Below are 23,547 nucleotides of genomic sequence, written 5' to 3' on the forward strand. Positions count from 1 at the left end.
AGGTGGATATTTTTTTTATCCACTAATTTTTAAAAAAACACCCCATTTTCTTCTTTAAAAGTCAAGAGTTTAGCAACATAATTTTTTTGCAAACTTAACTATGAAGAAAAGTATGAAACGAATGAAATGGGCTTACTTTTTATCACTATCGAGCATTTTGCTCTTTGTAGTGATTTGCCTAAACACTACCAATGCACAAGCACAAAATCCAGAGGTACCAACTGGAATTGTTTATGCACAAGACACGCTGTTCATGAGGAACAATCAGAATGGCAGTACAGAACCGTATTATTTCTCTGGTACAAACAACTACTACATGATGTACAAATCTATGGATATGGCAAAAGATATCTTAGATGGTATGGTTTGCTTAAACCAAAAAGTGGTAAGAATGTGGTTTTTTATGGATGGCGAGAAAGTACATGATGGCTACAGTTTTCAATCTGCTCCTTACACGTACAACGAGGCAGGGTATCAGCACATGGATTCTATTATGGCTGAGTTGGAAAAAAGGGATCTTAAGTGTATTCCTGTTTTTGTGAACTATTGGTCGGACTTTGGAGGTATGCAACAATACGCCAATTGGACGGGTGGTGCTGCTACAGATTTTTACACTAACTCCGAGATGAAAAATATCTATAAGGGGTATGTAGATTCTTGGTTAGAGAGAACAAACACTGTTACGGGTAGAAAGTATGCAGATGATCCTACCGTTTTCTCTTGGCAATTAACAAACGAGGCTAGGTCTACTTCTGCTACAGTGGGGGCTTATGTAAATTGGGCAGATGAAATGTCGACTTACATTAAAAGTAAAGACCCTTACCACATGGTAAGTATGGGAGATGAAGGCCTTTTTAATTATTCTTATGATGAGGTAAGTCAGATAAATGCAGAAAGAGAAGCAAATGGAAAGGATTTACTTACACAGGATTGGCAATATGCAGGGGGACAAGGTGATTGGATCGGACTAATCAACCTGCCAAATATTGATTTTGGGACTATTCATAATTATGCAACAGACAATTGGAGCAAGGATTTAGAATGGGGTAAAATATGGACAGCTTACCACGTAGAAGTAGCACATGGTTTAAATAAACCTTGTATTATGGAGGAGTACGATAAAGCGTATACGGGTACTTGGGATTTAACTAAAGACCAGGAGAGAGCTGAGGTAATGAAGGCTTATACAGATATTATTAACGAAACAAACATGGCAGGTGACTGTTCTTGGATGTTAGTTGGTATTAATACTTCGGCTTCGGAACCACCAACTGCAGGTTATACCACAGTAATTGAAGGTGGCTGTGATACACAAACGCCAGTAGATGAGATTTGGTTATACCGTGTAAAATGGCCAGGTGATGGGCATCAATATTCTCGTTTTGATCCGTATACAGCGCCTGTACTTACGGCTCACGGACAACGAATGCTAGAGAAAAATATCCAATCTGCACCTGGAGATTTTGGTAAATTATCACCAACAAATTCAGCTGAAAGTGTTAGTGTAATCCCTACTTTTTCATGGGAAGGAGCTCAATTTGCTTCTAGTTATACATTAACTATTTCAACTTCGAGTAACCTTAGTAATCCAACTGTATATTCTGATATTAAAGGGACATCATTTTCTTTAGAGCAGTCAAATAAATTGGCTTACAACAGTACGTATTATTGGCAAGTAGAAGCGAGTAATTATATTGGAAATAAAGTAGCGGGTAACGTAAGTTCTTTTTCTACACAAGCACCTCCACCACCAGTTGGCGTTTTTTCTCCAGTGTTACCTTTATTGAATGATGTACCTACTACGGCTACAGAATTTGCTTGGGGCACGTCTGATAATGCAGAATTTTATCACTTAGTTGTTTCTACATCAAGTGATTTGTCTAACCCAGTTATTGATGAATTAAGTATTGATGGAACGTCGTTTGTTTCTTCAAAAAAGCTATCAAATTTTACAGCATATTATTGGTCGGTAACGGCATATAATTCGTTGTACGAAGAAACAATTGATGGAGGAACGCAATCTTTTATCACGCAATTGCCTTCGCCTATAATAGACGATTTTGAGAACTATACTTCTTCTACCATAGCAACAGCATGGGTACAAAATCCTAGTGGGGGAACTGTAAATGTAAGTACAGATATAAACGCTCCTTCTGAAGGTGTTCAAGGGATGAAGTTAACGTATGACTTCTCTTCTTACGCAGGAATTACGAGAACAATGAATGCTAATTTATTGGGGTATGATGGTATTGGATTTGCCTTAAAAGGTGATAACTCTGATCGTACTCTTTTACTTCAGTTTTTAGAAAGTTCTGGAGAATATTGGGAGGCTTCTGTTCAAATTCAAGGTAATGAAGACGTTTATTTACCATTTACTAGTTTTGAAAACCCAAGTTGGGGCGGTGCAATAAATGGTACAGTCGATAAAGGATCAATTACACAAATTGCTTTTTATTTTGGAGGTGAAGCAGGTAGTGGAACTATAACAATAGATAACTTAAGAGGAGTAATTACTTCTGGAGAGAATAGAGTTCCAGTAGCAAATGCAGGTATTGATTTAATTGTAGAAGATGAAGACAAAGATGGTTTAGCAGATATTACCCTTTCTGGTGCTTCATCTTTTGATTCGGATGGATCAATAGTAAATTATTCTTGGAAAGAAAATGATGTAGAAATCGGGAACGGAAGCTCGCCTGTTTTAGCACTTTCTTTAGGCGATCATTTGATTACTCTAGAAGTTACAGATGATCAAGGAGCAACAAGTCAGGATGATGTTATGGTGTCAGTTGTTAATCCATCAAACAGAATTCCTGTGGCCAATGCAGGTAACGATCAAATAGTTTCTGATACTGATGGAAACGGCATTGCAACTGTTACATTAAATGGGTCTGCTAGTACCGATGATGATGGTACAATTACAGATTTTACATGGATAGATGCAGGTGTAATTGTGGCAGAAGGTGAAATAGTAAACTTAGAGCTTCCAGTAGGGACAACAAGTATTCAGTTGCAAGTAAGAGACGACCAAGGTGCTTCTTCTGTAGATATAGTAGAAATAACGGTACAAGCAGTAGGAGTTAATTTACCTCCAATTGCAGCAGCTAATGGCGTTACGGTTACAGATACTGATGAAAACGGAGAAGAAGTTGTTCTTTTAGATGCTACAAATAGTATAGATACAGATGGTCAAATAGTAGCATATACTTGGTTTGAAAATGGAGTTGAAATAGCAAATGGAGCAACCACAGAAGTATCTTTTACTGTTGGAGTACATGCTGTTACACTTACAGTAGTAGACAATGAGGGTAAATCAGCCTCAAAAATTGTCCAAATTATTATCAATACAACTAACCAAAAACCCTCTAGAATAGGTATACATTGGACAACATGGGACGTATCTCATTTCGAAAATTATACTGAACATATTGGTAAAATGGAAAGTTGGGGTATAGAATATGTTTCTATTAATCTTACCTACTTTATAGATACCTATGCAGAAGGAATAATCACAACTTTAGATGGGAGAGAAAAAACACCTTCAATAGCTTTACAGAAAACGGTAATTAAAGAACTAATTCAAAAAGGGTTCTATGTAAACTATCGTCCGCATGTAGATCCTATAAAATTTGCAATGCCTTTAGGAGATGCTAGAGATAATTTAAATACTATTCCTGGTGGTCAAGATTGGAGAGGTAAATTCGACCAACTAGACCCAACGGATGTAACAATAGGTTACAAGGAGAGAATTATTTTACCAGGTTTACAAATGCTTGTTGAGTCGATTAGAGAAGCAGGTGCACCAATAACTCCAATTAGATATGATCTAGGAGCAGAGTTAATGGATGCGATACTAAATTATCCAGAACAATGGATTTCTTTAAGAGAGGAAGTGAGCACTTTATTAGCAACAGATTATGCTGATGTAGCACAACATATTACACTAGGTCATAATTTCTGTCATCATTTTGAGTATTTGAGAAGACTTGAAAACCACGATGAATATTTACAAAGAATTACACCAAGTAACGAAGTAGAAGATCCTAATTTATTTTTGGATCGTCCGGGTGTAACAGAAGCAACACGCTTAAAAATTGGAGAATACATAGCTGGTCTTGACGAGGTAAGTATTTCTCAGTATATGCCATTAGATATTTTATCTACAGGAGCAACAACTCCAACAGATGTTAAAAATGCATTGGCTTTACACGAAGAGAATTTCATTAACGAGATCTTAATGCAAGAGTTAGGAATTGCAGCACAAGATATTCCTGCATTACACATTGGTGAGTACGGAATGGGATGGAGAGGTTTAGCCGCTCCAAACGTTTGGGATGTGGATGCTTGGAATGCTGCAGGTAGAAGCGATGGAATTCTTACTGATGTGCAACAAATGGAAGATGCTAGAATTGCAATACAAGGTATTGTTCAATATGTAAATGATACAGAGAATACAAAATTCAATTCTTTCTTACTTTGGTTTGGTGGTGCTCCTTACGATCTTATTAATATTAATGAGTATTCTGAATGGTACAACGAACCTGCTGCAAATACTTTAGAAGCGTATTGGTCTACACACCAAGGTTTTCCAAGTGTTGAAAGACCATTTGATGAAGTAATTGCACTACGTCCTACAGCTAATGCAGGAGCAGACCAAGAAGTTATTGATACAGATAGAAATGGTACTGAAACAATAGCTTTAGATGGTAGATTAAGTAACGATACAGATGGAGTAATTTCTTCTTATTCATGGGTTTTAGATAATCTTGAAATAGGAACATCAGAAACATTATCAATAGATTTACCTGTTGGAGAGCACGTAATTAGCTTAACAGTTGTAGATAATGATGGGTTAACTTCTACAGATTTGGTAACAATAACGGTAGTTAGTGAGAATTTACCTCCAGTAGAATTGTCTAATATTGCATTATATAAAGATGTGGAAACTTCTTCTACAGATGGCTTTGCCGGTGAAGGTAGTGCAATTACAGATGGTGATTTAACTACGCGTTGGGCAAGTGCATGGGCCGATCCTCAATGGATTTATATTGATCTAGAAAATGAGTATGCGATTTCTAGTGTAGTATTAAATTGGGAAGATGCTTTTGCGGATCAATATAAAATAGAGGTCTCTAATACTGCTCAAACATGGACAGAAGTACATGTGCAGAATACTGGTAATGGGGGCGTAGAAACTATAGTTTTAAATGCGCAAGCAAGATACGTTAGAGTCTATTTCTCAAACAGAGCAACACAATGGGGGAATTCTTTATGGGAAGTGGAAGTGTATGGTACATTAACAGAAGATACTGTTACTCCACCTGTAAATGTGTTACCTATTGCAGATGCAGGTACAGATGTTACTATTGAAGATACAGATGATAATGGTACTGAAATTATCTTATTAGATGCATCTTTAAGTACTGATAGTGATGGAACTATTATAGCATATAAATGGTATGATGGAAGTACGCTAATAGCGGAAGGAATGACTGCTAACGTTACCTTAACAGTAGGTGAGTACTCAATTTTCTTAGAAGTAACAGACAATACTGGAGCTGTAACTACAGATAATGTATTTATTAATGTGTTACCAAAAGAAACTACCATCCTACCAACAGTATGTGATGGATACGAAGAGTGGTCGAGTTCTAAAGAGTATACACAAGGTGGAATGCAAGTAGTGTATAACGGTAACATTTATGAAAATAAATGGTGGACTGTAGGTACTAATCCTGCTTCTAATTCTGGCCAATGGGGTGTTTGGATTTTAAAAGGTACTTGTGGTAGTAATAGTAGAGCAACAATAGCCACATTAGAAACTACAATTACACTCTATCCTAACCCCGCTAAAGATGTTTTAAATATCTATGCAATTGGTTTTGAAAAAGTAATAGTATATGGTATTCAAGGCAATAGGATTGAAGAATCTATTGTGCCTAAGTTACAAATTTCTGAGTACGGTACGGGGATGTACATTATTCAAATTATAACTTCGGATGGACAAAATACCATTCGTCAATTTGTAAAAGAGTAATTCTTTTTATTAAAAAAAAACTATAATTATTTAAAGATTATAGTAGAGTGGCATTTTGTTTTAGTTCAAAAAAATAGATTGTAATTATTTACTCACTATTTGAATTAAAATGAAATGTCACTTTTTTATGAAAAATTCATGTAAAAAACTGATTTTCTGTCGAAATAAGTTCTTAATAACAAGAAGAACATCGTTTGTAGTATGTATATTTACAGTAGAGGCTTTTTCAATTAGATTGTATTGTTAGACCAACCTAATTTTTATTAAAAGCACTACTACGAACAGAATCTTTATAATTTTTTATTCAATTATTGAACATTTACTACTTTTCGATAATTAACCAGCTACATAGATTCTGTAGAAGAATTTGACAATAATACCGACAGACAGTTTTATTTTATATGAGACAATTTTTTAAATTTTATACTAGCGTACTATTAGTTTTTTTGTCATTAATTAGTTCTGCTACCCCACATAAGTTATCTAACTTTTCAGGATCGGTAACAAACATTGTGCAAGATTCTGAAGGCTACATTTGGTTTGCTACTTGGGATGGACTTTATAAGTATGACGGTTATCAACTCACTACTTTTGGTGAGCGGGAATACAAACCTCTACTAGACAAAAAGATTTCTGCAGTAATGGAACATTCAGATGGTACTATCTGGATTGGAACAGACAATAATGGAATTTTTATTTATCATAAATCATCAGATTCTTTTGAACATCTTACAGAAGAATCCGAATCTGCACGTTCTTTAGGTATTAAGAGAATAACATCTTTTGCAGAAGATAACCTAGGTAACGTATGGATTGGAACACAAGGAAATGGGTTAGGTTATTATTCTAAGAGCGATGGGATTTTTAAAATTTATACCCGTAGAAATTTTGGGAACCACTTTAACGCACAGATTTTTCAAGATCTAGTATTGTCTGTTCATTACGACCATAATGGTTATTTATGGTTTGGTACAATGCAAGGTTTGGCTTGCTTAAACATTAAAACATTCGAACTTTCTCTTTTAACAGGAAAGCCATTTGTGGGTGTGTATAGTATTTACCAGACCGAATCAAATGATATTTGGTGCTCTAATATGCAAGGTGTTTTTATAGCTAAATTTCAGAATAAAGAACTTACAGGAACGGTTGTAAAAGAAATAACCAACAACAATAAATCATATATCGCACCGTCTTTATCACATAAAAATAAGTTGTGGTACATGACGTCAGATGAAATTTATACTATAAATACAACCAATCATACCATAGATCATTTTGAGCAATATGCCTCAAAAAGTGGCTTTTCTGCAATACTGGAAGATCAATCTGGCACATTGTGGGTAGGAACGCACTTTGGAGTATATATGTTAGACCTTTTTCAGAAGCCAATTTATCCTCTTTTTTCTAATATTATAGATCCTGTAGTGGCAATAGGAGAGGCCAATAATAAAGTATGGGTAGGAACAATTACAGGTAAACTGTATTTTGAAACCGTAGATACTAAAGACAAAAAGAAGTGGGGAAAAAGTACACATAGGTTTGAACAAATTAGCTCTATTGTAGGTAGAAAAGAGGATGTGTGGATTTCTGCAGTAGGCTTAGGAGTATATAAGTTGGATAATGCTACAGGCGAAGTGAAGAAATTCTATTCTCGTAGTAATGAATTGATGAACCCTTATATTATGACTATGGCTGTAAATAATTACGACGGTAGTTTGTGGGGAGGTTCTTGGGATGCCGGTTTAACCTATTTTTCTGATAAAGATAATCGGTTTTATGATTTTAAAACTGGGCTTGGACGTGAGTTATTTAATACGCCAATAATTAAGATTTTACCCGTTAGCGACGAAGAAATTTGGATTGGAACAAGAGGGCAGGGTTTATGGAAATTACAATATAAAGAGGGGTTCGAGATTACAAAATTAGAACAATTTAATGTACGAACTCCTACTATGAATACGTCTTTAATTTCTGATATTATTGAATTCGACAACAATAGTTTATTGGTGGCAACAGAAAACGGGTTATTTAAATTTTTGAGAGATAAGAAGCATTTTTCTCAAAAAGATATTCCGAATAAACTCGCTAAAGCTACAATAAGTAGTATTGAAAAAGAAAAGGATAATTCTATCTGGGGAACAACGCTGACTTATGTTTTTGAATGGAAAGGAGAAGAAATTTATACCTATACGGAGGAAGATGGATTGTCTAACTCTAGGTACTTTAATAATGCAAAACTCTATACTTCTAAAGGGGATATTCTATTTGGAGGAGAGAAAGGGGTTGATGTTTTAAATGTAATTAATTTCAATAAAAATCCTTTTGATGTTACACCAATAATTACAAACTTCTTTTTAAAAGATAAGGTAATTCATCCAAAAGAATTGGTAAACGGCCAAATTTTATTGGCGGATAGAATACAGAATTTAGAACAGATTAATTTAAAACACGACCAGAATTCATTTGGTTTTTCTTTGAGTAGTTTAAACTATTCAATAGGCGACAAAAAGGTATTTACTTATAAGTTAGAAGGATTAGATAAAGAGTGGATTACTGCTCCAAATGGGAAATCATTAATTACATATACGGGTTTAATGCCTGGAAATTACACTTTTGTAGTAAAAGCATTAAATGTTGATGGAAAAATATCTACCAAAGAAGTAAAGTTAAAAGTAAATATTACCCCAATTTGGTATAAGACCACATTGGCATATATCGTTTATACTATCACATTAATTGGTGTTTTGTTCTTGTCTATGATTTGGTGGAGAAGAAAAGTTTTACAAGCAAACAGAGATAAATATGAACACCTAAAAATACGTGATGAGAAAATAGAGTACGAAAGAAAAGTCAATTTCTTTACAAACTTATCGCACGAATTAAGAACACCTTTAACGTTGGTTTTGGGGCCTATAGAACAGATTTCTAAGAACGAAACAGTAGATGTTGCACTTCAGGAACCTTTAGGAATTGCTTATAGAAATGCACAAAGATTATTGCGTCTTACAGATCAGTTGATGTTTTTAACGAAGTCTCAACATGGGCAAATTGGTTTAAATATTAAAGAAGAAGAGGTTAAGTTTTTATTAAAAGATGCTACCGATGTGTTTAAACATGTAGCCAAAAGAAAAGGAATAAATTATACTGTTCAGTTACCTGTAGAAGATAATGAAAAGAGTATTTATATAGATAAAGTAATGCTAGAAGCAGTGCTGTATAATGTTTTATCAAATGCATTTAAATATAATGTTAACAATGGTGGTGTTTGGGTAAATGCAAGTTTATGTGTGTATGCAGATGTACAACCTAAGTTTGAAAGTTACCAAGGGAATACCCCTTCTAAGTATTCTAAGCAATACTTATCAATAGAAATTAAAGATTCTGGAATAGGAATTAATAAAAGTGATTTGGCCGTTATTTTTGATCGTTTTTACCAAGTAAAATCAAAAAATGATACAGGTTCTGGAATAGGTTTGGCTTTTGCTAAATCAATTATTGAAGTAATGAATGGTATCATTTATGTAGAAAGTGAACCATCTTTAGGCTCAAAATTTACATTGTTAATTCCGGCTGATATCGACTTTTACAGTAAAGAACAGAAAGAGAAAGATAATCTAGAAGAAGTATCAAAATTATTATATTCTACTACAGAGAAATTAGAATTTAATTCTTCTAAAGAATCAACAGTCCAAGAAGAAAAAGTAGACAAGCAAGAGTTGGTGCTTATTGTAGAAAAATCGAATGATATAAAAGAATACATCGCGAGTATTTTAGGTAAAAAATATAAAATTATGTACGCTACCAATGGTTTAGAAGCGTATGAGAAAGTGTTGAAATATTTCCCATCTTTAGTTATATCAGAGATTTATTTAGAACAAATGGATGGTTTACAATTATCTCAGAAGATAAAATCTGGAGAGAAAACAAAGAATATGCCGGTCATTTTATTGTCTTCTAATCCAGATACACAAGAACGTATAAAGACTTTAGAAGCAGGGGCAGATTCATTTATTTCTAAACCTTTTACGTCTAAACATATTGAAGTTAGAGTTGAACAATTATTAAGGGTAAGAGCAAATTTATCTACAACTGTGGTCGCACAAGATAAAACTGTAGATATAAATAAGAAGACTGCAAGCCAAAGTGTTTCTTTTGAAGACCAAGCAAGAAAAATTGTTGAAGGGAATATTTCCGAGATTGATTTTTCTGTTCCAGAATTAGCAAAAATAATGGACTTGAGTACTATTCAGCTTTACCGTAAAATGAAAACGGAAACGGGAATGCCTCCTGTAGAATTTGTGCGTAATATTAGATTGCAAAAAGCATTAGAACTCTTAAAAACTTCTGAGTTGAATATTTCTGAAATTGCATACGAGGTTGGTTTTAATGATCCGCAATATTTCCGAAAATCATTCAAAAAACAATTTGGACAAACACCTACGCAATATAGAAAACCGATAAAATAAGGTTTTAAATTTTTGTAGATATATATAATAATCATTTTAAAAAATTATGAGATTAAAACTTCAACTAATGCTATTATCAATAGTAACATTTATGCTTTCTTGTTCAGCTACTTTAAAGCCTAGATTAGAATTACGAAATAATGATGAAGTATATTTGGAAGGTATTCAATACAATTATTCTCAAATAGATTCTGCAATCACAAGCTTTGCAAACAATTTATCTACTGAAGAAAAACAGCAAGTTATTATTGAATTGGATATTGATCAGTCAGTGCTAATGGATAAAGTTTTTATTATTAGGAAATCATTAAAAAGTAATGATTTAATTAAAGTGAATTTTATAGATTGATAGCTCTTTTTAATAGAAAGATCTAAATATTAGCAATTTTATTTAAACCAGAACATATCTTTTAGTTTAAAATTTTTGAATAATTTTTCATCATAAAAAAAAGGAGATACCTTTTACAGTATCTCCCAATAGTTAATTAGTTTTAGCTTTGCTGGTGTGATGAAATTTAGAACATTGAGCCGTCTGTTATCATAACATCATCTAGGTTAACTTCATATGTTTCTCCATCAACATTACCTGTTGACATACCAAAGTAGAAGTAATCTAAAACACCACCAAAATCAGGAGCTACGGCATCGCCACCCCAGTTACCCCAGTTTAATTGAGATAATCTGATAGAGTACAATACCCATTCTCCTTTCGTATCAATTGCATAATTTTCTGTATCTATATCTGCTCCAAATTTTGTTTCATTTTGGAAGATTTCGAATTGCATATTACCTCTGTTTTCACCTGTGTTTGCCCAGAAAGAAATATGTGGATCTAGTGTTTCTGCTAAATCTATATTCTGAGAATTAGGGAATTCTAAAGTACCTGTCCAATCCCAAGGAGTAACAGCCGCTTTGCTTACATGTAAGTATTTATCACCAACAATTGGAGATACAGCACCACCATTAATTGCCGCAGTAGCAGAACCACTGTAGTTATGTACTTCATCTTCAAAATTATTGAAAACATATACCTCTTTTATTGGTCCGTCTGTAATCATAATATTATCAATATTAAGTATATACGGGTTAGCACCGTTACCTTGTTTGAAAGATAACTTTACAAAGTCTAATACACCTTTAGGGTTGATAGCTTCTAATCCGCCACCCCAATCTGCTAATTCAAAATCAGCTAATCGGATTGTAATCCATTGCCACTCATTATTTGTAGCACGGAACACATAATTATCTTCGTCGTTTCCTGTAATTCCACCTTTAAAATCACCACCATTATTCTTACCATCTTGACCAATTACTAATTGGAAATAACCTTGAGAAGCCTCAGAGTTTATTTGGAAAGTTAAATGTGGATCTGTAAATTCTACTAAATCAATTGGCTCTCCATAATAGATTTCACCCATCCAAGATGTCCAACCATCACCATCATTTTTTCTAACAGTTAAATAGTGCTCACCTCTTGCTTTAGTAATACCTTGTCCTTGATCAATTCCACTTTGTGGTGTTACATCTCCAGGCGTGAAAGGGTTCACACCGTCTTCAAAATTATAAAGTACAACAGGAGCAACTGGGTCTATAAAATCTGAAGGATCTTCAACAAAAATCTGATTAGATTCTGGAATATCGTTACCATTATAACACAATGCTTTGATTGTAACTACGTCTGGTAAATCTCCAGGAGCTAAAATAGAAATTGAATTAGAAGCACTATTTGCACCATTAACAGGAATAACTCTACCATCAATTGTTACCTCGTAGATAAGGTCTACGTTTTCACCTTCAATTTTAAATACCTGCCCACGCGTAATTCTCTGAGGCCATGTTGTTACCTGAGTTTCTGGATAAACAGGTGAGTATTCTGTTGTAGTAGAAACTTCTTGATCATACGCATTAATTACACGTAAGTTAGAGGTTTCAAAAATTCTTGGAAGTGTTGCAGTAAGTTCGTCTTCTGTTTCGTTAATAGAAATTTCTGAACAAGGCATTCCACCAATTAGCACTTTTGCATTTTTAAGGTTTTCACCTTGAATAACAAAAGGAATACCGATGTTAGTGTTTTCTTGAAGTGAAGTTTCTATTATCGTTGGCTGAGGAAAAGCAATGTCGTTTGCTTTACTGAACTCTTTTTCAGAAGTACATGATTGCACCCCAATTGCTACGCTTACTAAAGCAAAGGCAACTGTGATCTTCTGTATTTTGTGAAGTATATTCATTGTATTAATATCTTAATGTTAGAAGAAGAGGAGAGACCTAAATCTCTCCCTTTGTAGTAATTAGTAGCCAGGGTTTTGTGTTATCCCGAACGATGCTACTTCTCCTGCTGGAATAGGTAATACCGGTACTCCATTTAATTTCTTTCCTTCCATATTGGCAACAACAGTTGCACCTGTAACTGTAGACCTGTACCCAATATTATCTTTCTGGATTGCAGAAGTATATTGATCAGTTCTAAGTAAATCCCAAAGTCTTAAACCTTCTAAAGAAAGTTCCACTCTTCTCTCGTGAAGAATTGCTTCTAGTAATTGATCTCCAGTAGCAGTAACTTCTGGTAAAGCACTAGAGTTATCACGAGCTGTGTACGTATTAGAATTTTCTTCCCACCCTTTAGGGTAAGTCATTTTACGTGCTCTATCTCTTACCTCATTTACTCTTAAAAGGGCAGTAGCTGTATTTCCTAAATGATAAGCAGCTTCAGCGTTCATTAAAAGCACATCAGCATATCTCATTTTACGTTGATTCTGAGGATTATCAGATTGCTCATTTGGTCTTAAAGCAGCGTCCATAAGCATTTTTCTTGGGAAATAACCCGATAAAAACTCAGATGTTGCAACACCTTGTTGTAGACCATGTGCATATTGACCGTTTTGACCTGTAGTCCAATCCATTCTTGGATCTCCAGTCTCAAACTCATTCGCTAAATCAGATGTTGGGTTTAAGAATCCCCATCCCCATCCTTTGATATCTCCAGCACCACGAGGAGCTGTTAAGATAGGAGAGGTAGAACCTGTATTCTGATTTGCCCATCCTGTGTTAGATGTTGTATGTTGTACTTCGAAAATAGATCCGACACCATTTTCACCTTCTTTTTCAAAAACTTCGGCTAAGTTATTTGCTAGAGAATATTCTCCAGAAGTAATAACTTCATTAGTGTAATTGTAAACATCAGTCCAAGCATCAGCCCCTTTTGTTTTCCAAATACCTACTTCATACATTAAAGTTCTAGCTATGTACCCTTTGGCAGCACCAGAAGTAGCTCTTCCTACTTCCATTTCACTTTTTGTACCAAGGTTTTCGCTTGCAAATTTAAAATCAGCTTCTATTTGTGTTAGCACTTCTGCAACAGACGTTCTTCCAATTTTCCCTATCTCATCAGGAGATACAGGAGCAGTAAATAATGGAACATCACCAAATAAGCGAACTAAATAGAAATAACTATAAGCTCTAATAAAGTAAGCTTCTCCTAATAATTTATTTTTATCTGCTTCGTCAAAACTAGTTGCAGGTTCAATACCTTTAATGGCAGTGTTTGCTCTATGAATAGCTTGATAATATGTTTTCCAAGCAGTATGAGAAGTAGCGTTAGAGTTGTTGGCATCCCATTCTTTTAGCATCTGCACATCTTGCATATCACCAAAATCAGATCCACCTTTCCAGCTATTGTCTGTCATAACCTCACCAAACATCCATTCTTGCATGTGTGCAATAACACCTTGATCTTGTGCAATGGCTTGGTAACACGCATTTACAGCTAATGTTGCATTTTCTAAGTCATCGTAATAGGCTGGTGTATCTACAGCTTGTCCTTGTGGCTCTCTTTCTAAGAAAGAAGAACAACCGTTAGCAGCAATCAATAAGCTTGCACATGCTAACACTTTTATAATTTTTTTGAATTTCATTTCGTTATTTTAATTTGGTTAGCTATAGATTAAAAAGTAACGTTTAAACCTAAAGAATAAGTAGTTGATTTTGGGTAGTTACCAATATCTACACCTTGTGCAAGAGGGTCACCATAATGATCAGAAACTTCTGGATCATAACCACTATAATTAGTGAATGTGAATAAGTTATCTGCTGAAGCAAAAATTCTTAAACGTTCTAAGTGAATTTTGCTAGCTAAATCTCTATTAAGTGTATATCCTAATTGTACGTTTTGTAGTCTAATGTAAGAAGCATCCTCAATGTAACGATCAGAGAACCTTGCGTTGTTGTTCGGATCGCCAGATACAACTCTTGGTAATGTTCCATTTGGATTATTGTCTACATGGAATCTATTATTGAAATAGTTGCTTGTTTGGTTTTTCTGAACATTTGAATTCTCGATCCAGAATTTCTGTACATTGGCAATCTCATTTCCATAAGAACCTGTAAAGAAGATGTTCAAATCAAAGCCTTTATATTCCATTCCAAGGTTTACTGATCCTGTAAATTGAGGAATAGCAGAACCTAAATTCGTTTTGTCGTTATCGTTAATGATACCATCACCATCACGGTCAACAAATCTAACATCACCTACACTAGCACCATCTTGTAGTGCATTTCCTTCGCTATCAACGTGTGCATCAACTTCTTCTTGTGTTTTAAATATACCGTCTGTTTGGTAACCGTAGAAGTAAGCAATTTCTTGATCTTCCTCTGTTCTAGTTATATACCCTAACTTATCAATATATCCACCATCAATGTGGCCAGTTTCTCCAAGATCAGTTACTTTATTGTCTATAATTGCAATGTTAGCTCCAACGTTCCATTTAAAATCGTGTTCGCTGTTTCTTACATTTATAGCAAATTCAAAACCTTTGTTCTGCATTGTACCCACGTTTACATTTGGAGAGTTAGCCCCAACATAATCAGGTACAGGCTGTGGAACAACCATATCTGTTGTATTCTTAATAAAGTATTCGGCACTGAATGTAACCTTGTCGTTTAAGAACCCAGCATCAATACCAAAATTACTCATCTGGGCAGTTTCCCATCTTAAATTAGGGTTAGACATTGTGGTAGGAATACGACCTTCTACTACATTACCATTTACTACATAACGTAGGTTGTTTGTAATTGTAGATAGGTAATCGTTATTACCTGCAGAAGATTGGTTACCAACTTCACCCCAACCAGCTCTTAATTTTAGTTGTGATACAGCTTCTGAAGAGGCTAAGAAATTTTCTTCTTTCATATTCCAACCTGCAGAGAAAGAAGGGAAGATACCCCATCTATTTTCTTCGGCAAATTTAGAAGAACCATCTGCTCTAAGCGTTGCAGTAAAAAGGTACTTGTTATTATAGTTATAATTTGCTCTTGCAAAGTAAGACATTAATGAAGATGCACCCTGATTAGAAGTTGCAAAGAAGTCTGCACCTTTTGAAGCACCTAGATAACGCATGTTTTCGTTAAAAGGAACATCATAACCTGTTGCCGTTACATTATTGTAACTAAAGTTTTGCATTTCCATACCTACCATTGCACCTACATTATGTAAGCCAAATGATTTAGAATAGTTTGCATAGTTAGACCATACCCAATCAAATTTATTATTTCTATGCTCGTCTAATTGAGAAGTATTTCTTTGCTCTTCGTTAGAAACAAAGTACTGTGGTAAGTAGATTTTCTGACTTTGGTTTCTGTAATCAACACCAAAGTTAGATGTTAATGTCAAGTTCTTATTTACTTCAGCATTTAAAGAGAAGTTACCAACAATTCTGTTATCAAAAGATCTTTTGTATTGCTCTTGTTCTGCCATACGAGCAGGGTTGTTGTTATAAGACCATGTTGCTCTTGCATAAGAACCGTCTGGATTAAGAACAGGAGTAATTGGATCTGTCCATAATGCTTGCGTTAACGGACTCTGATAAATGTCATTTAAATTAGTAAGAGAGTAGTTTGCATGCGTATAAGCAATGTTTTGTCCAAACTCCAACCAGTTTGTGAATTTATTACTGTTATTAAATTTCACAAAGAATTTTTCTAAGTCAGTACCTTTAAGTACACCTTCATCTTTAACATAAGAAGTAGAGATATTAAACTGATGTTTTTCAGAACCACCGTTAATTCCTAAGTTATAGTTTTGAAAAGATCCTTGTCTTAATAATTCATCTTGCCAGTTTGTACCTGTATAGTTTCCGTTAGCAATATAAGAAAGTTGTTCATGTTCGTTAGAACCATCTGCAAACCTTTGAGCTTCTAATCCCATTTGAGCATATTGAGAAGCGTTTGCCATATCTATAGTGTTAGCTGCAGTTTTTACACCTGTTTGAGCATTGAACGTATAAGTTACTTTATCTCCAGCGTATCCTTTTTTAGTAGCAATAATTATTACACCATTTGCACCTCTAGATCCATATACTGCAGTAGCAGAAGCATCTTTAAGTACTTCCATAGATGCAATATCTTGTGGTGCAATATGAGATATATCTTGCATTGGAAAACCATCTACAACATATAAAGGATCTGAGTTATTAATAGTACCAATACCTCTAATTCTTACTTTAGAGCTTCCGGCAGGGTTACTAGAAGTTGTTACCTGAACACCAGGTACTCTACCTTGAAGAGCTTTATTTACATCTTCTGTAGCTACAACGGTTAGTTCATCAGAACTTACTGTAGTAACAGAACCTGTAACATCACTTTTTTTGGCAGTACCGTATCCGATTACGACTACTTCTTCAAGTTCTTCTAAATCGACATCTAATTTGATATCAATAGTGCTTTGAGAACCAACGGATAGTTTTTGAGTAACATAGCCAATAGATGTTATTTGTAGTATCGTATCATCTGCATCTACATTTAGTTTAAATTTCCCATCAAAATCTGTAATTGTTCCTGTGGATGTACCTTCTATGGTAATGTTAACTCCAGGAAGAGGACTATCTGTTTCATCAGTTACAGTACCTGTTATAGTACGCTGCTGAGCGTGGGCACTTACTGTAATTATAATAGCGATGAACAGCAGAAAAAAATTCTTAATAATCTGCATGATTAACTATTTTTTGTTTAGTTGTATTCAATCTAATAAAGAACTAGATGAATTTGAAAAAATTGAATAACCGCGGCGTTATGATTACAAATGTAGGGTAGACACTAAAAAAAAGGAGGTCAAATTTTGACAATTATGCGTTGAAAAAAATAAATTTTTCTTTCCCTTAGTTTATAAAATGTGTAAAAATCTTACATTTTTGATGAAAAAATACCTGTCAATTTTATACTCTGTTTGACAAGTTTTTTGTGTTAATCCGCTTTGATCAGACTCTTGGTTTTTTGCTGGTTAAAAGAATCTTTTTTGTGGTAAAAAAATAATATTGAACTGTTATATTTGTCTTTTTTTAATAAAATATTTTGTGATAAAAAAATGTATAAATGTAATATTTGTCCTCTAAAAGTAGCTTCTATTTGCTTAAAATCAATGTTTGTGTAAAATAATTACCTATTATCAATTATTTGTTAATACCTCTGCTTTGTAGTAGTACTTACCAAAATTTAAAAATTCCATATCATGCCTCAGTCTGCTTACTACATTTGAGTATCGAAACAAGTAAAAGACAATTATAATCTGTTCCTAATGTGTAAATATTATACATATATTATTAAGTGTATATTCCTTATTCTACTTACTACTTCATGTGCTGTAATGCAAGAGCAAACGGTAACACAAGCAGTAGTAAAACCAAGGGTAATTATAACTACAGATATATGTAATGATAAGACAGATTCGAATGATAAACAATCATTAGGACATCTTTTATTATACGCTAATCAGGTAGAAATTATTGCAATGATTCCTGATGATTGTTCTGAAAAAGGTCTTCTGAATATTAATGAATGTCTTACTGCTTACAGTTTAGATTTCAACAATATTGAAAATAACTTTCAAACCTTAGGCTTTCCTTCTCCATCTTATTTACAAAATAGATTAATAGATGATAAGGACGAAGCAATTAAAGTAATAATTACTGAAGCAAGAAAACAAAACGATGTTCCCCTTTATGTGCTTGCCTGGGGAAACATGAGAATTATTAAAGATGCTCTTTTTGCTGCTCCTGATATAGCCTCAAAAATTAGGCTATTAACAGTAGGAACAAGAATTAAATCGCCTTTTGAAGATAGATGTGGAAATTTAAATTGGAACGGATGGGGTAGAACAGAGGTTTTCTCAGATCATCGATTTAAGAAATTATGGTGGATAGAGAATGATTGGGCCAATTTGGGGTTGTTGATAGGAAACGAACCGATTGAGATAATTAATAAAATAAAGGGGTACGGTGCACTAGGTATTTATCTAGAAAAAGTAAATGCATTAAAACCAGGTTTTAAAATTGCAGACAGTGCTACTCTTCTTTATCTATTAGACCCTACAGTTAGTAAAGACCATCCGGAGTATGGCGGTTGGGCAGGAAATTTTATTAAACCATACCCAGTAGAACGTCCTAATTATTGGGTAGATAGAGCCAATACTAAAAAATGGAATTATAAAAATCCTTGCGATACATGGGAGATAGCAGAACAAGCATATAATGAACGTACAAATGCAGTTAAAGAAAGAAGAAAAGTAATGTATACTCAATTAACTGTAAGGATGAAAAAACTATACAATCTATCACTGAATAACTAAAAATGAATTTTTTAATACCAAAGAAATGAAAAAGATAATTATAAATATAGCCTTACTCTTAAGTGTGCTTTTTTTACAAAACACTTATGCAACCATTATTGATGAGCAGCCAACTTTAAATGATAAGAAGGCTACTACAGAAACTGTTCAGCTTTATCAAAAGTTAAAACGTATTTCTGAAAATGAGAAAACTGTATTTGGTCATCAAGATGATTTAGCTTATGGTTACCATTGGTGGGGAAATGATTCTGACATTAAACAAGTTACAGGAGATTACCCAGGGTTATACGGATGGGACATGGGACACCTTGGAGAAGAAAAAAATCTTGATGGAGTAGCTTTTACTGATATCAAAAAATATATTGAAGAAGCTTATTTAAGAGGGGGTATTACTACATTAAGTTGGCACATGATTAACCTTAAGATGGAATCTAGTTCATGGGATAAAACAGCAGTAGTAGACCAAATGCTTAAAGGGGGTAAATACCATAAAACCTTTGTAAAGAAGTTAGACCTATTTGCAGATTTTGTAAATGGATTAGAGGTAAACAACCATAAGATTCCTGTTTTATTTAGACCTTGGCACGAACATAACGGCTCTTGGTTTTGGTGGGGAGCAGGAAACTGTTCTAAAGAAGATTATAAGAAACTATGGCAGTTTACAGTTAACTATCTAAGAGAAAAAAAGAATGTTCATAACATCATATATGTGTACTCAACAGATGCTTTTAAATCTGAAGAGGAATATTTAGATCGTTATCCAGGAGATGAGTATGTAGATATTTTAGGTTTTGATGATTACGGCGCATTTAAACCAAATGCAACGAAAGAAAGAGAGGCTTGGGTTGTAAGAGAATTAGAAACAGTAGCAAAGTTAGCGGATGCTAAAAACAAGCTTTGTGCTTTTACAGAATCAGGTTTAGAAGCAGTTACAGACGATACTTTTTTTACGAAGAGTTTACTATCAAAATTAAATCATAACGAGTGGACAAAGAAAGCTGCTTATGTAATGTTATGGAGAAATGCCAATTACGAAAAGGAGCAAAGAGACCATTTCTATGTTCCTTATAAAGGCCATTCATCAGCAAGTGATTTTATCAATTTTAAAAACGATGAAAGCATTCTTTTTGAAGCTGATTTGAAAGAATTAAAACTAAACTAACAACAAACAAAATTATGCAACTAGAATTTTTAGACTTACTCATTATTGGGCTCTATTTAGTGTCTACGGTAGTGATAGGGATATATCTAAAGAAGCAGGCTTCTAAAAATATGGAGTCGTACTTCTTGGGCGGTAACACATTACCGTGGTATATGTTAGGGTTATCAAATGCATCAGGAATGTTTGATATATCTGGAACAATGTGGATGGTTTATTTATGTTTTGTATATGGTTTAAAAAGTGTTTGGATTCCATGGTTATGGCCAGCATTTAATCAGATATTTTTAATGATTTATTTATCTATCTGGCTTCGTAGATCTAATGTATTAACAGGAGCAGAATGGATTAGAACACGTTTTGGTGATGGTACTGGCGGAAAACTATCACACATGGTAGTTGTGTTTTTTGCCCTACTAAGCTGTCTTGGTTTCTTGTCTTATGGCTTTATTGGAATAGGTAAATTTATAGAAATCTTTATTCCTTGGACTGTAGTAAGCGAGTACGTTCCTTTCGAGTTAACAGCAGAACAAGTGCCTTACGCTTATGGGATATTATTTACTACAATTGCTACTTTTTATGTGGTAATGGGTGGAATGTTATCTATTGTTTGGACTGATGTGATACAATTTGCTATTATGACAGTTTCAGCATTAGTAATTGCAGGTATTGCTATGTTTAGGGTAGATGCTGAAACACTAATGGCAATGGTGCCAAGTGGTTGGGATTCTCCATTTTTTGGCTATAACATTGATATTAATTGGTCGTCTTATATTCCATCAGTAAACAATAAAATTACAGACGATAGTTTTTCTCCGTTTTCTATATTTTTTATGATGATGTTGTTTAAAGGTTTCTTTGCATCAATGGCTGGTCCGGCACCAAACTTTGATATGCAAAAAATACTCTCTACAAAATCTCCAAAAGAAGCGGCAAAAATGAGTGGTTTTGTATCTGCAGTAATGTTTTTACCGAGATATTTAATGATTGGAGGTTTTACCATATTAGCAGTAGTCTATTTTAGTGGTGATATTAATATGGCAGGAGGAAATTTCGATTTTGAAAATATCTTACCAATGGCCATCAAAGAGTTTGTTCCTTCGGGTTTAATGGGCTTATTATTGGCGGGTTTACTTGCTGCATTCATGTCTACATTTGCTTCAACAGTAAACGCAGCACCAGCTTATTTAGTAAATGATATTTATCTAAGATATATCAATCCAAATGCATCAGGAAAATTACAAATGCGTGCAAGTTATATTATTTCAGCTTCCGTAGTGGTAATATCTACCATAATAGGTATGTATGTTCAAGATATTAATTCTGTATTACAATGGATAGTGTCTGCACTTTACGGAGGGTATATAGCTGCCAATTTCCTAAAATGGCATTGGTGGAGGTTTAACGGACACGGGTTCTTCTTTGGAATGTCAGCAGGTATTGCCGCATCTATGATTTTCCCTTTAGTTTTTAAGGAAACACTAGAGTTGTATTACTTCCCAATTCTATTTGCAGTATCCTTAACAGGGGCAATTTTAGGTACATTATTAACACCTCCAACAGAAGAAAAAACATTAAAACAATTTTATAAAAACGTCAGACCTTGGGGTTTCTGGGGCCCAATAAAAAGAAAGGTAATGTTAGACGATCCTAACTTTGTTCCCAATAAAGATTTCGGGAAAGATATGTTTAATGTAGTGGTAGGGATTATATGGCAAGCCACTTTATCTATTCTTCCGCTTTATATCGTAATAAAAGAAGAAATGGGTATCGTATCATCTGCTGCAGTGTTAGTAATTACAACATTAATTCTTAAAAAGAATTGGTACGATAAACTTCCAGAAGATACAACCCCAGTACCTAAAGTATTTATGGAAGAGGTTGTAGAAGAAGTATAAAGAAACAATTTGAGACCAATTAGAGCATCAAATTTTAAAAATATAATTACAGAAAATATGAACTTCAAAGAGCAATTAAGTACGTTAATTACGAAACAGGAGGCACTTCTATCAAAGTCGAATACACCTACTGATGAGTACAATGGAATATATACTAGATACGAAAATCCAATTTTAACAGCAGCACATACACCACTTTATTGGAGGTATGATTTAAATCAAGATTCCAATCCTCTTTTGCAGGAGCGTATTGGAATGAACGCTGCATTTAATTCTGGTGCAATCCGTTTTAATGGAAAGTATGTGCTTATGGTTAGAGTAGAAGGGGTCGATAGAAAATCATTTTTTGCTGTAGCTGAATCTGAAAATGGTATAGATAATTTTAGATTTTGGGATAAACCAGTTGTACTTCCACAAACTGAAGAAGAAGATACAAACGTATACGATATGCGTTTAACGCTTCATGAAGATGGGTGGATTTATGGTATTTTTTGCTCTGAAAGAAAAGACCCAAATGCTGCTGCTGGAGATACTTCTTCTGCCGTTGCAGCTGCTGGAATAGTGCGTACAAAAGACCTTGTGAATTTTGAACGTTTACCTGATTTAATCTCTTATTCTGGACAACAAAGAAACGTAGTTTTACATCCTGAATTTGTAAATGGGAAATACGCACTATATACAAGACCTCAAGATGGTTTTATAGATACCGGAAACGGTGGAGGTATAGCATGGGGACTTTCTGATTCTATGGAAAAGGCAGAAGTAAAAGAGGAAACAGTTATAGAGCCTAAAATTTACCATACAATTAAAGAAGTAAAAAATGGGCAAGGACCAGCTCCAATCAAAACATCTAAAGGGTGGTTGCATTTAGCACATGGAGTAAGAAATACAGCAGCAGGTTTACGCTATGTTTTGTACATGTTCATGACTTCTTTAGAAGATCCAACAAAGGTAATAGCACAGCCAGGCGGACATTTTATTGCTCCTCATGGTAGTGAGAGAGTTGGAGATGTTTCTAATGTTGCTTTTGCAAATGGTTGGATTGCAGACGAAGACGGTACCGTAAAAATATATTACGCATCATCTGATACAAGAATGCACGTGGCTACATCTACCATAGAAAGGTTAGTGGCGTATTGTATTAACACGCCAGAAGATGGATTAAGCTCCGTTAAATCTGTGCAAACTATTCATGAAATGGTAAATAAAAATGAAAAAATACTTGAGGAATTAGATATAACTATCCCTAACATTCAGACCGTTTAATTTATAAAAAGCACCTACTCAATATTGAGTAATTTTTGATAGTCAATTGCGAATAGGTGCTTAATAAATCACAGTATTCTTTTATCCACTTTCATCGATTTTTTTTAATC

10 protein-coding genes are annotated in these 23,547 nt (G+C 34.2%); 7 read left to right on the forward strand and 3 right to left on the reverse strand.

All coding sequences use genetic code 11. The annotated features are described in order from the left end of the window. Positions 1-100 precede the first annotated feature (100 nt). From EI427_RS17555 to EI427_RS17565, 3 genes are all read left to right on the forward strand, one after another. Complete coding sequence (locus tag EI427_RS17555; RefSeq protein WP_126617188.1) at positions 101-6,034, forward strand: PKD domain-containing protein; 5,934 nt, start codon at positions 101-103, stop codon at positions 6,032-6,034. A gap of 446 nt (positions 6,035-6,480) precedes the next feature. Beyond that, positions 6,481-10,500 carry a hybrid sensor histidine kinase/response regulator transcription factor gene (locus tag EI427_RS17560; protein WP_170178532.1) on the forward strand — a complete coding sequence of 1,340 codons (4,020 nt, stop codon included), beginning with the start codon at positions 6,481-6,483 and terminating at the stop codon, positions 10,498-10,500. Positions 10,501-10,567: 67 nt separating this feature from the next. Beyond that, positions 10,568-10,849, forward strand: a complete 282-nt coding sequence (locus EI427_RS17565) for a hypothetical protein (RefSeq protein ID WP_170178533.1) — start codon at positions 10,568-10,570, stop codon at positions 10,847-10,849. 166 nt (positions 10,850-11,015) lie between these two features. Here the strand turns inward: EI427_RS17565 and EI427_RS17570 are convergent, their stop codons facing one another. Genes EI427_RS17570 through EI427_RS17580 form a run of 3 tightly spaced genes read right to left on the reverse strand, consistent with a single transcriptional unit; the run spans position 11,016 to position 17,482 of the window. Next, positions 11,016-12,728 (reverse strand): hypothetical protein, encoded by a 1,713-nt coding sequence (locus EI427_RS17570; RefSeq protein ID WP_126617194.1) that lies wholly within the window; start codon positions 12,726-12,728, stop codon positions 11,016-11,018. 60 nt (positions 12,729-12,788) lie between these two features. Then, the gene (locus EI427_RS17575) at positions 12,789-14,411 is read right to left on the reverse strand and encodes a RagB/SusD family nutrient uptake outer membrane protein (protein WP_126617196.1); all 1,623 of its coding nucleotides are present in this window, start codon (positions 14,409-14,411) and stop codon (positions 12,789-12,791) included. A 29-nt stretch (positions 14,412-14,440) separates the two neighbouring features. Next, positions 14,441-17,482, reverse strand: coding sequence for a SusC/RagA family TonB-linked outer membrane protein (locus EI427_RS17580; protein ID WP_126617198.1), 3,042 nt, complete (start codon positions 17,480-17,482; stop codon positions 14,441-14,443). A 582-nt stretch (positions 17,483-18,064) separates the two neighbouring features. Here EI427_RS17580 and EI427_RS17585 point away from each other — a divergent pair. From EI427_RS17585 to EI427_RS17600, 4 genes are read left to right on the forward strand one after another with little or no spacing between them, the layout of a single operon-like run. After that, complete coding sequence (locus tag EI427_RS17585) at positions 18,065-19,114, forward strand: nucleoside hydrolase-like domain-containing protein (protein WP_126617200.1); 1,050 nt, start codon at positions 18,065-18,067, stop codon at positions 19,112-19,114. Between the two features lie 25 nt (positions 19,115-19,139). Next, positions 19,140-20,276 carry a glycoside hydrolase family 26 protein gene (locus tag EI427_RS17590; RefSeq protein WP_126617202.1) on the forward strand — a complete coding sequence of 379 codons (1,137 nt, stop codon included), beginning with the start codon at positions 19,140-19,142 and terminating at the stop codon, positions 20,274-20,276. Positions 20,277-20,290: 14 nt separating this feature from the next. Continuing rightward, on the forward strand, positions 20,291-22,171 hold the full coding sequence (locus EI427_RS17595) for a sodium:solute symporter family protein (RefSeq protein WP_126617204.1): 1,881 nt from the start codon (positions 20,291-20,293) through the stop codon (positions 22,169-22,171). Between the two features lie 57 nt (positions 22,172-22,228). Next, positions 22,229-23,437, forward strand: coding sequence for a glycoside hydrolase family 130 protein (locus EI427_RS17600; RefSeq protein ID WP_126617206.1), 1,209 nt, complete (start codon positions 22,229-22,231; stop codon positions 23,435-23,437). Positions 23,438-23,547: the final 110 nt, after the last annotated feature.

This window comes from Flammeovirga pectinis, from assembly GCF_003970675.1.
Taxonomy (GTDB): domain Bacteria; phylum Bacteroidota; class Bacteroidia; order Cytophagales; family Flammeovirgaceae; genus Flammeovirga; species Flammeovirga pectinis.

Bases quoted from the DNA above. Each gene is read 5' to 3' on its own strand.
- EI427_RS17565 (WP_170178533.1), top strand. From the start codon at position 10,568: ATGCTATTATCAATAGTAACATTTATGCTTTCTTGTTCAGCTACTTTA.
- EI427_RS17555 (WP_126617188.1), top strand. From the start codon at position 101: ATGAAGAAAAGTATGAAACGAATGAAATGGGCTTACTTTTTATCACTA.
- EI427_RS17585 (WP_126617200.1), top strand. From the start codon at position 18,065: ATGTGTAAATATTATACATATATTATTAAGTGTATATTCCTTATTCTA.
- EI427_RS17590 (WP_126617202.1), top strand. From the start codon at position 19,140: ATGAAAAAGATAATTATAAATATAGCCTTACTCTTAAGTGTGCTTTTT.
- EI427_RS17580 (WP_126617198.1), bottom strand. From the start codon at position 17,482: ATGCAGATTATTAAGAATTTTTTTCTGCTGTTCATCGCTATTATAATT.
- EI427_RS17575 (WP_126617196.1), bottom strand. From the start codon at position 14,411: ATGAAATTCAAAAAAATTATAAAAGTGTTAGCATGTGCAAGCTTATTG.
- EI427_RS17600 (WP_126617206.1), top strand. From the start codon at position 22,229: ATGAACTTCAAAGAGCAATTAAGTACGTTAATTACGAAACAGGAGGCA.
- EI427_RS17595 (WP_126617204.1), top strand. From the start codon at position 20,291: ATGCAACTAGAATTTTTAGACTTACTCATTATTGGGCTCTATTTAGTG.
- EI427_RS17570 (WP_126617194.1), bottom strand. From the start codon at position 12,728: ATGAATATACTTCACAAAATACAGAAGATCACAGTTGCCTTTGCTTTA.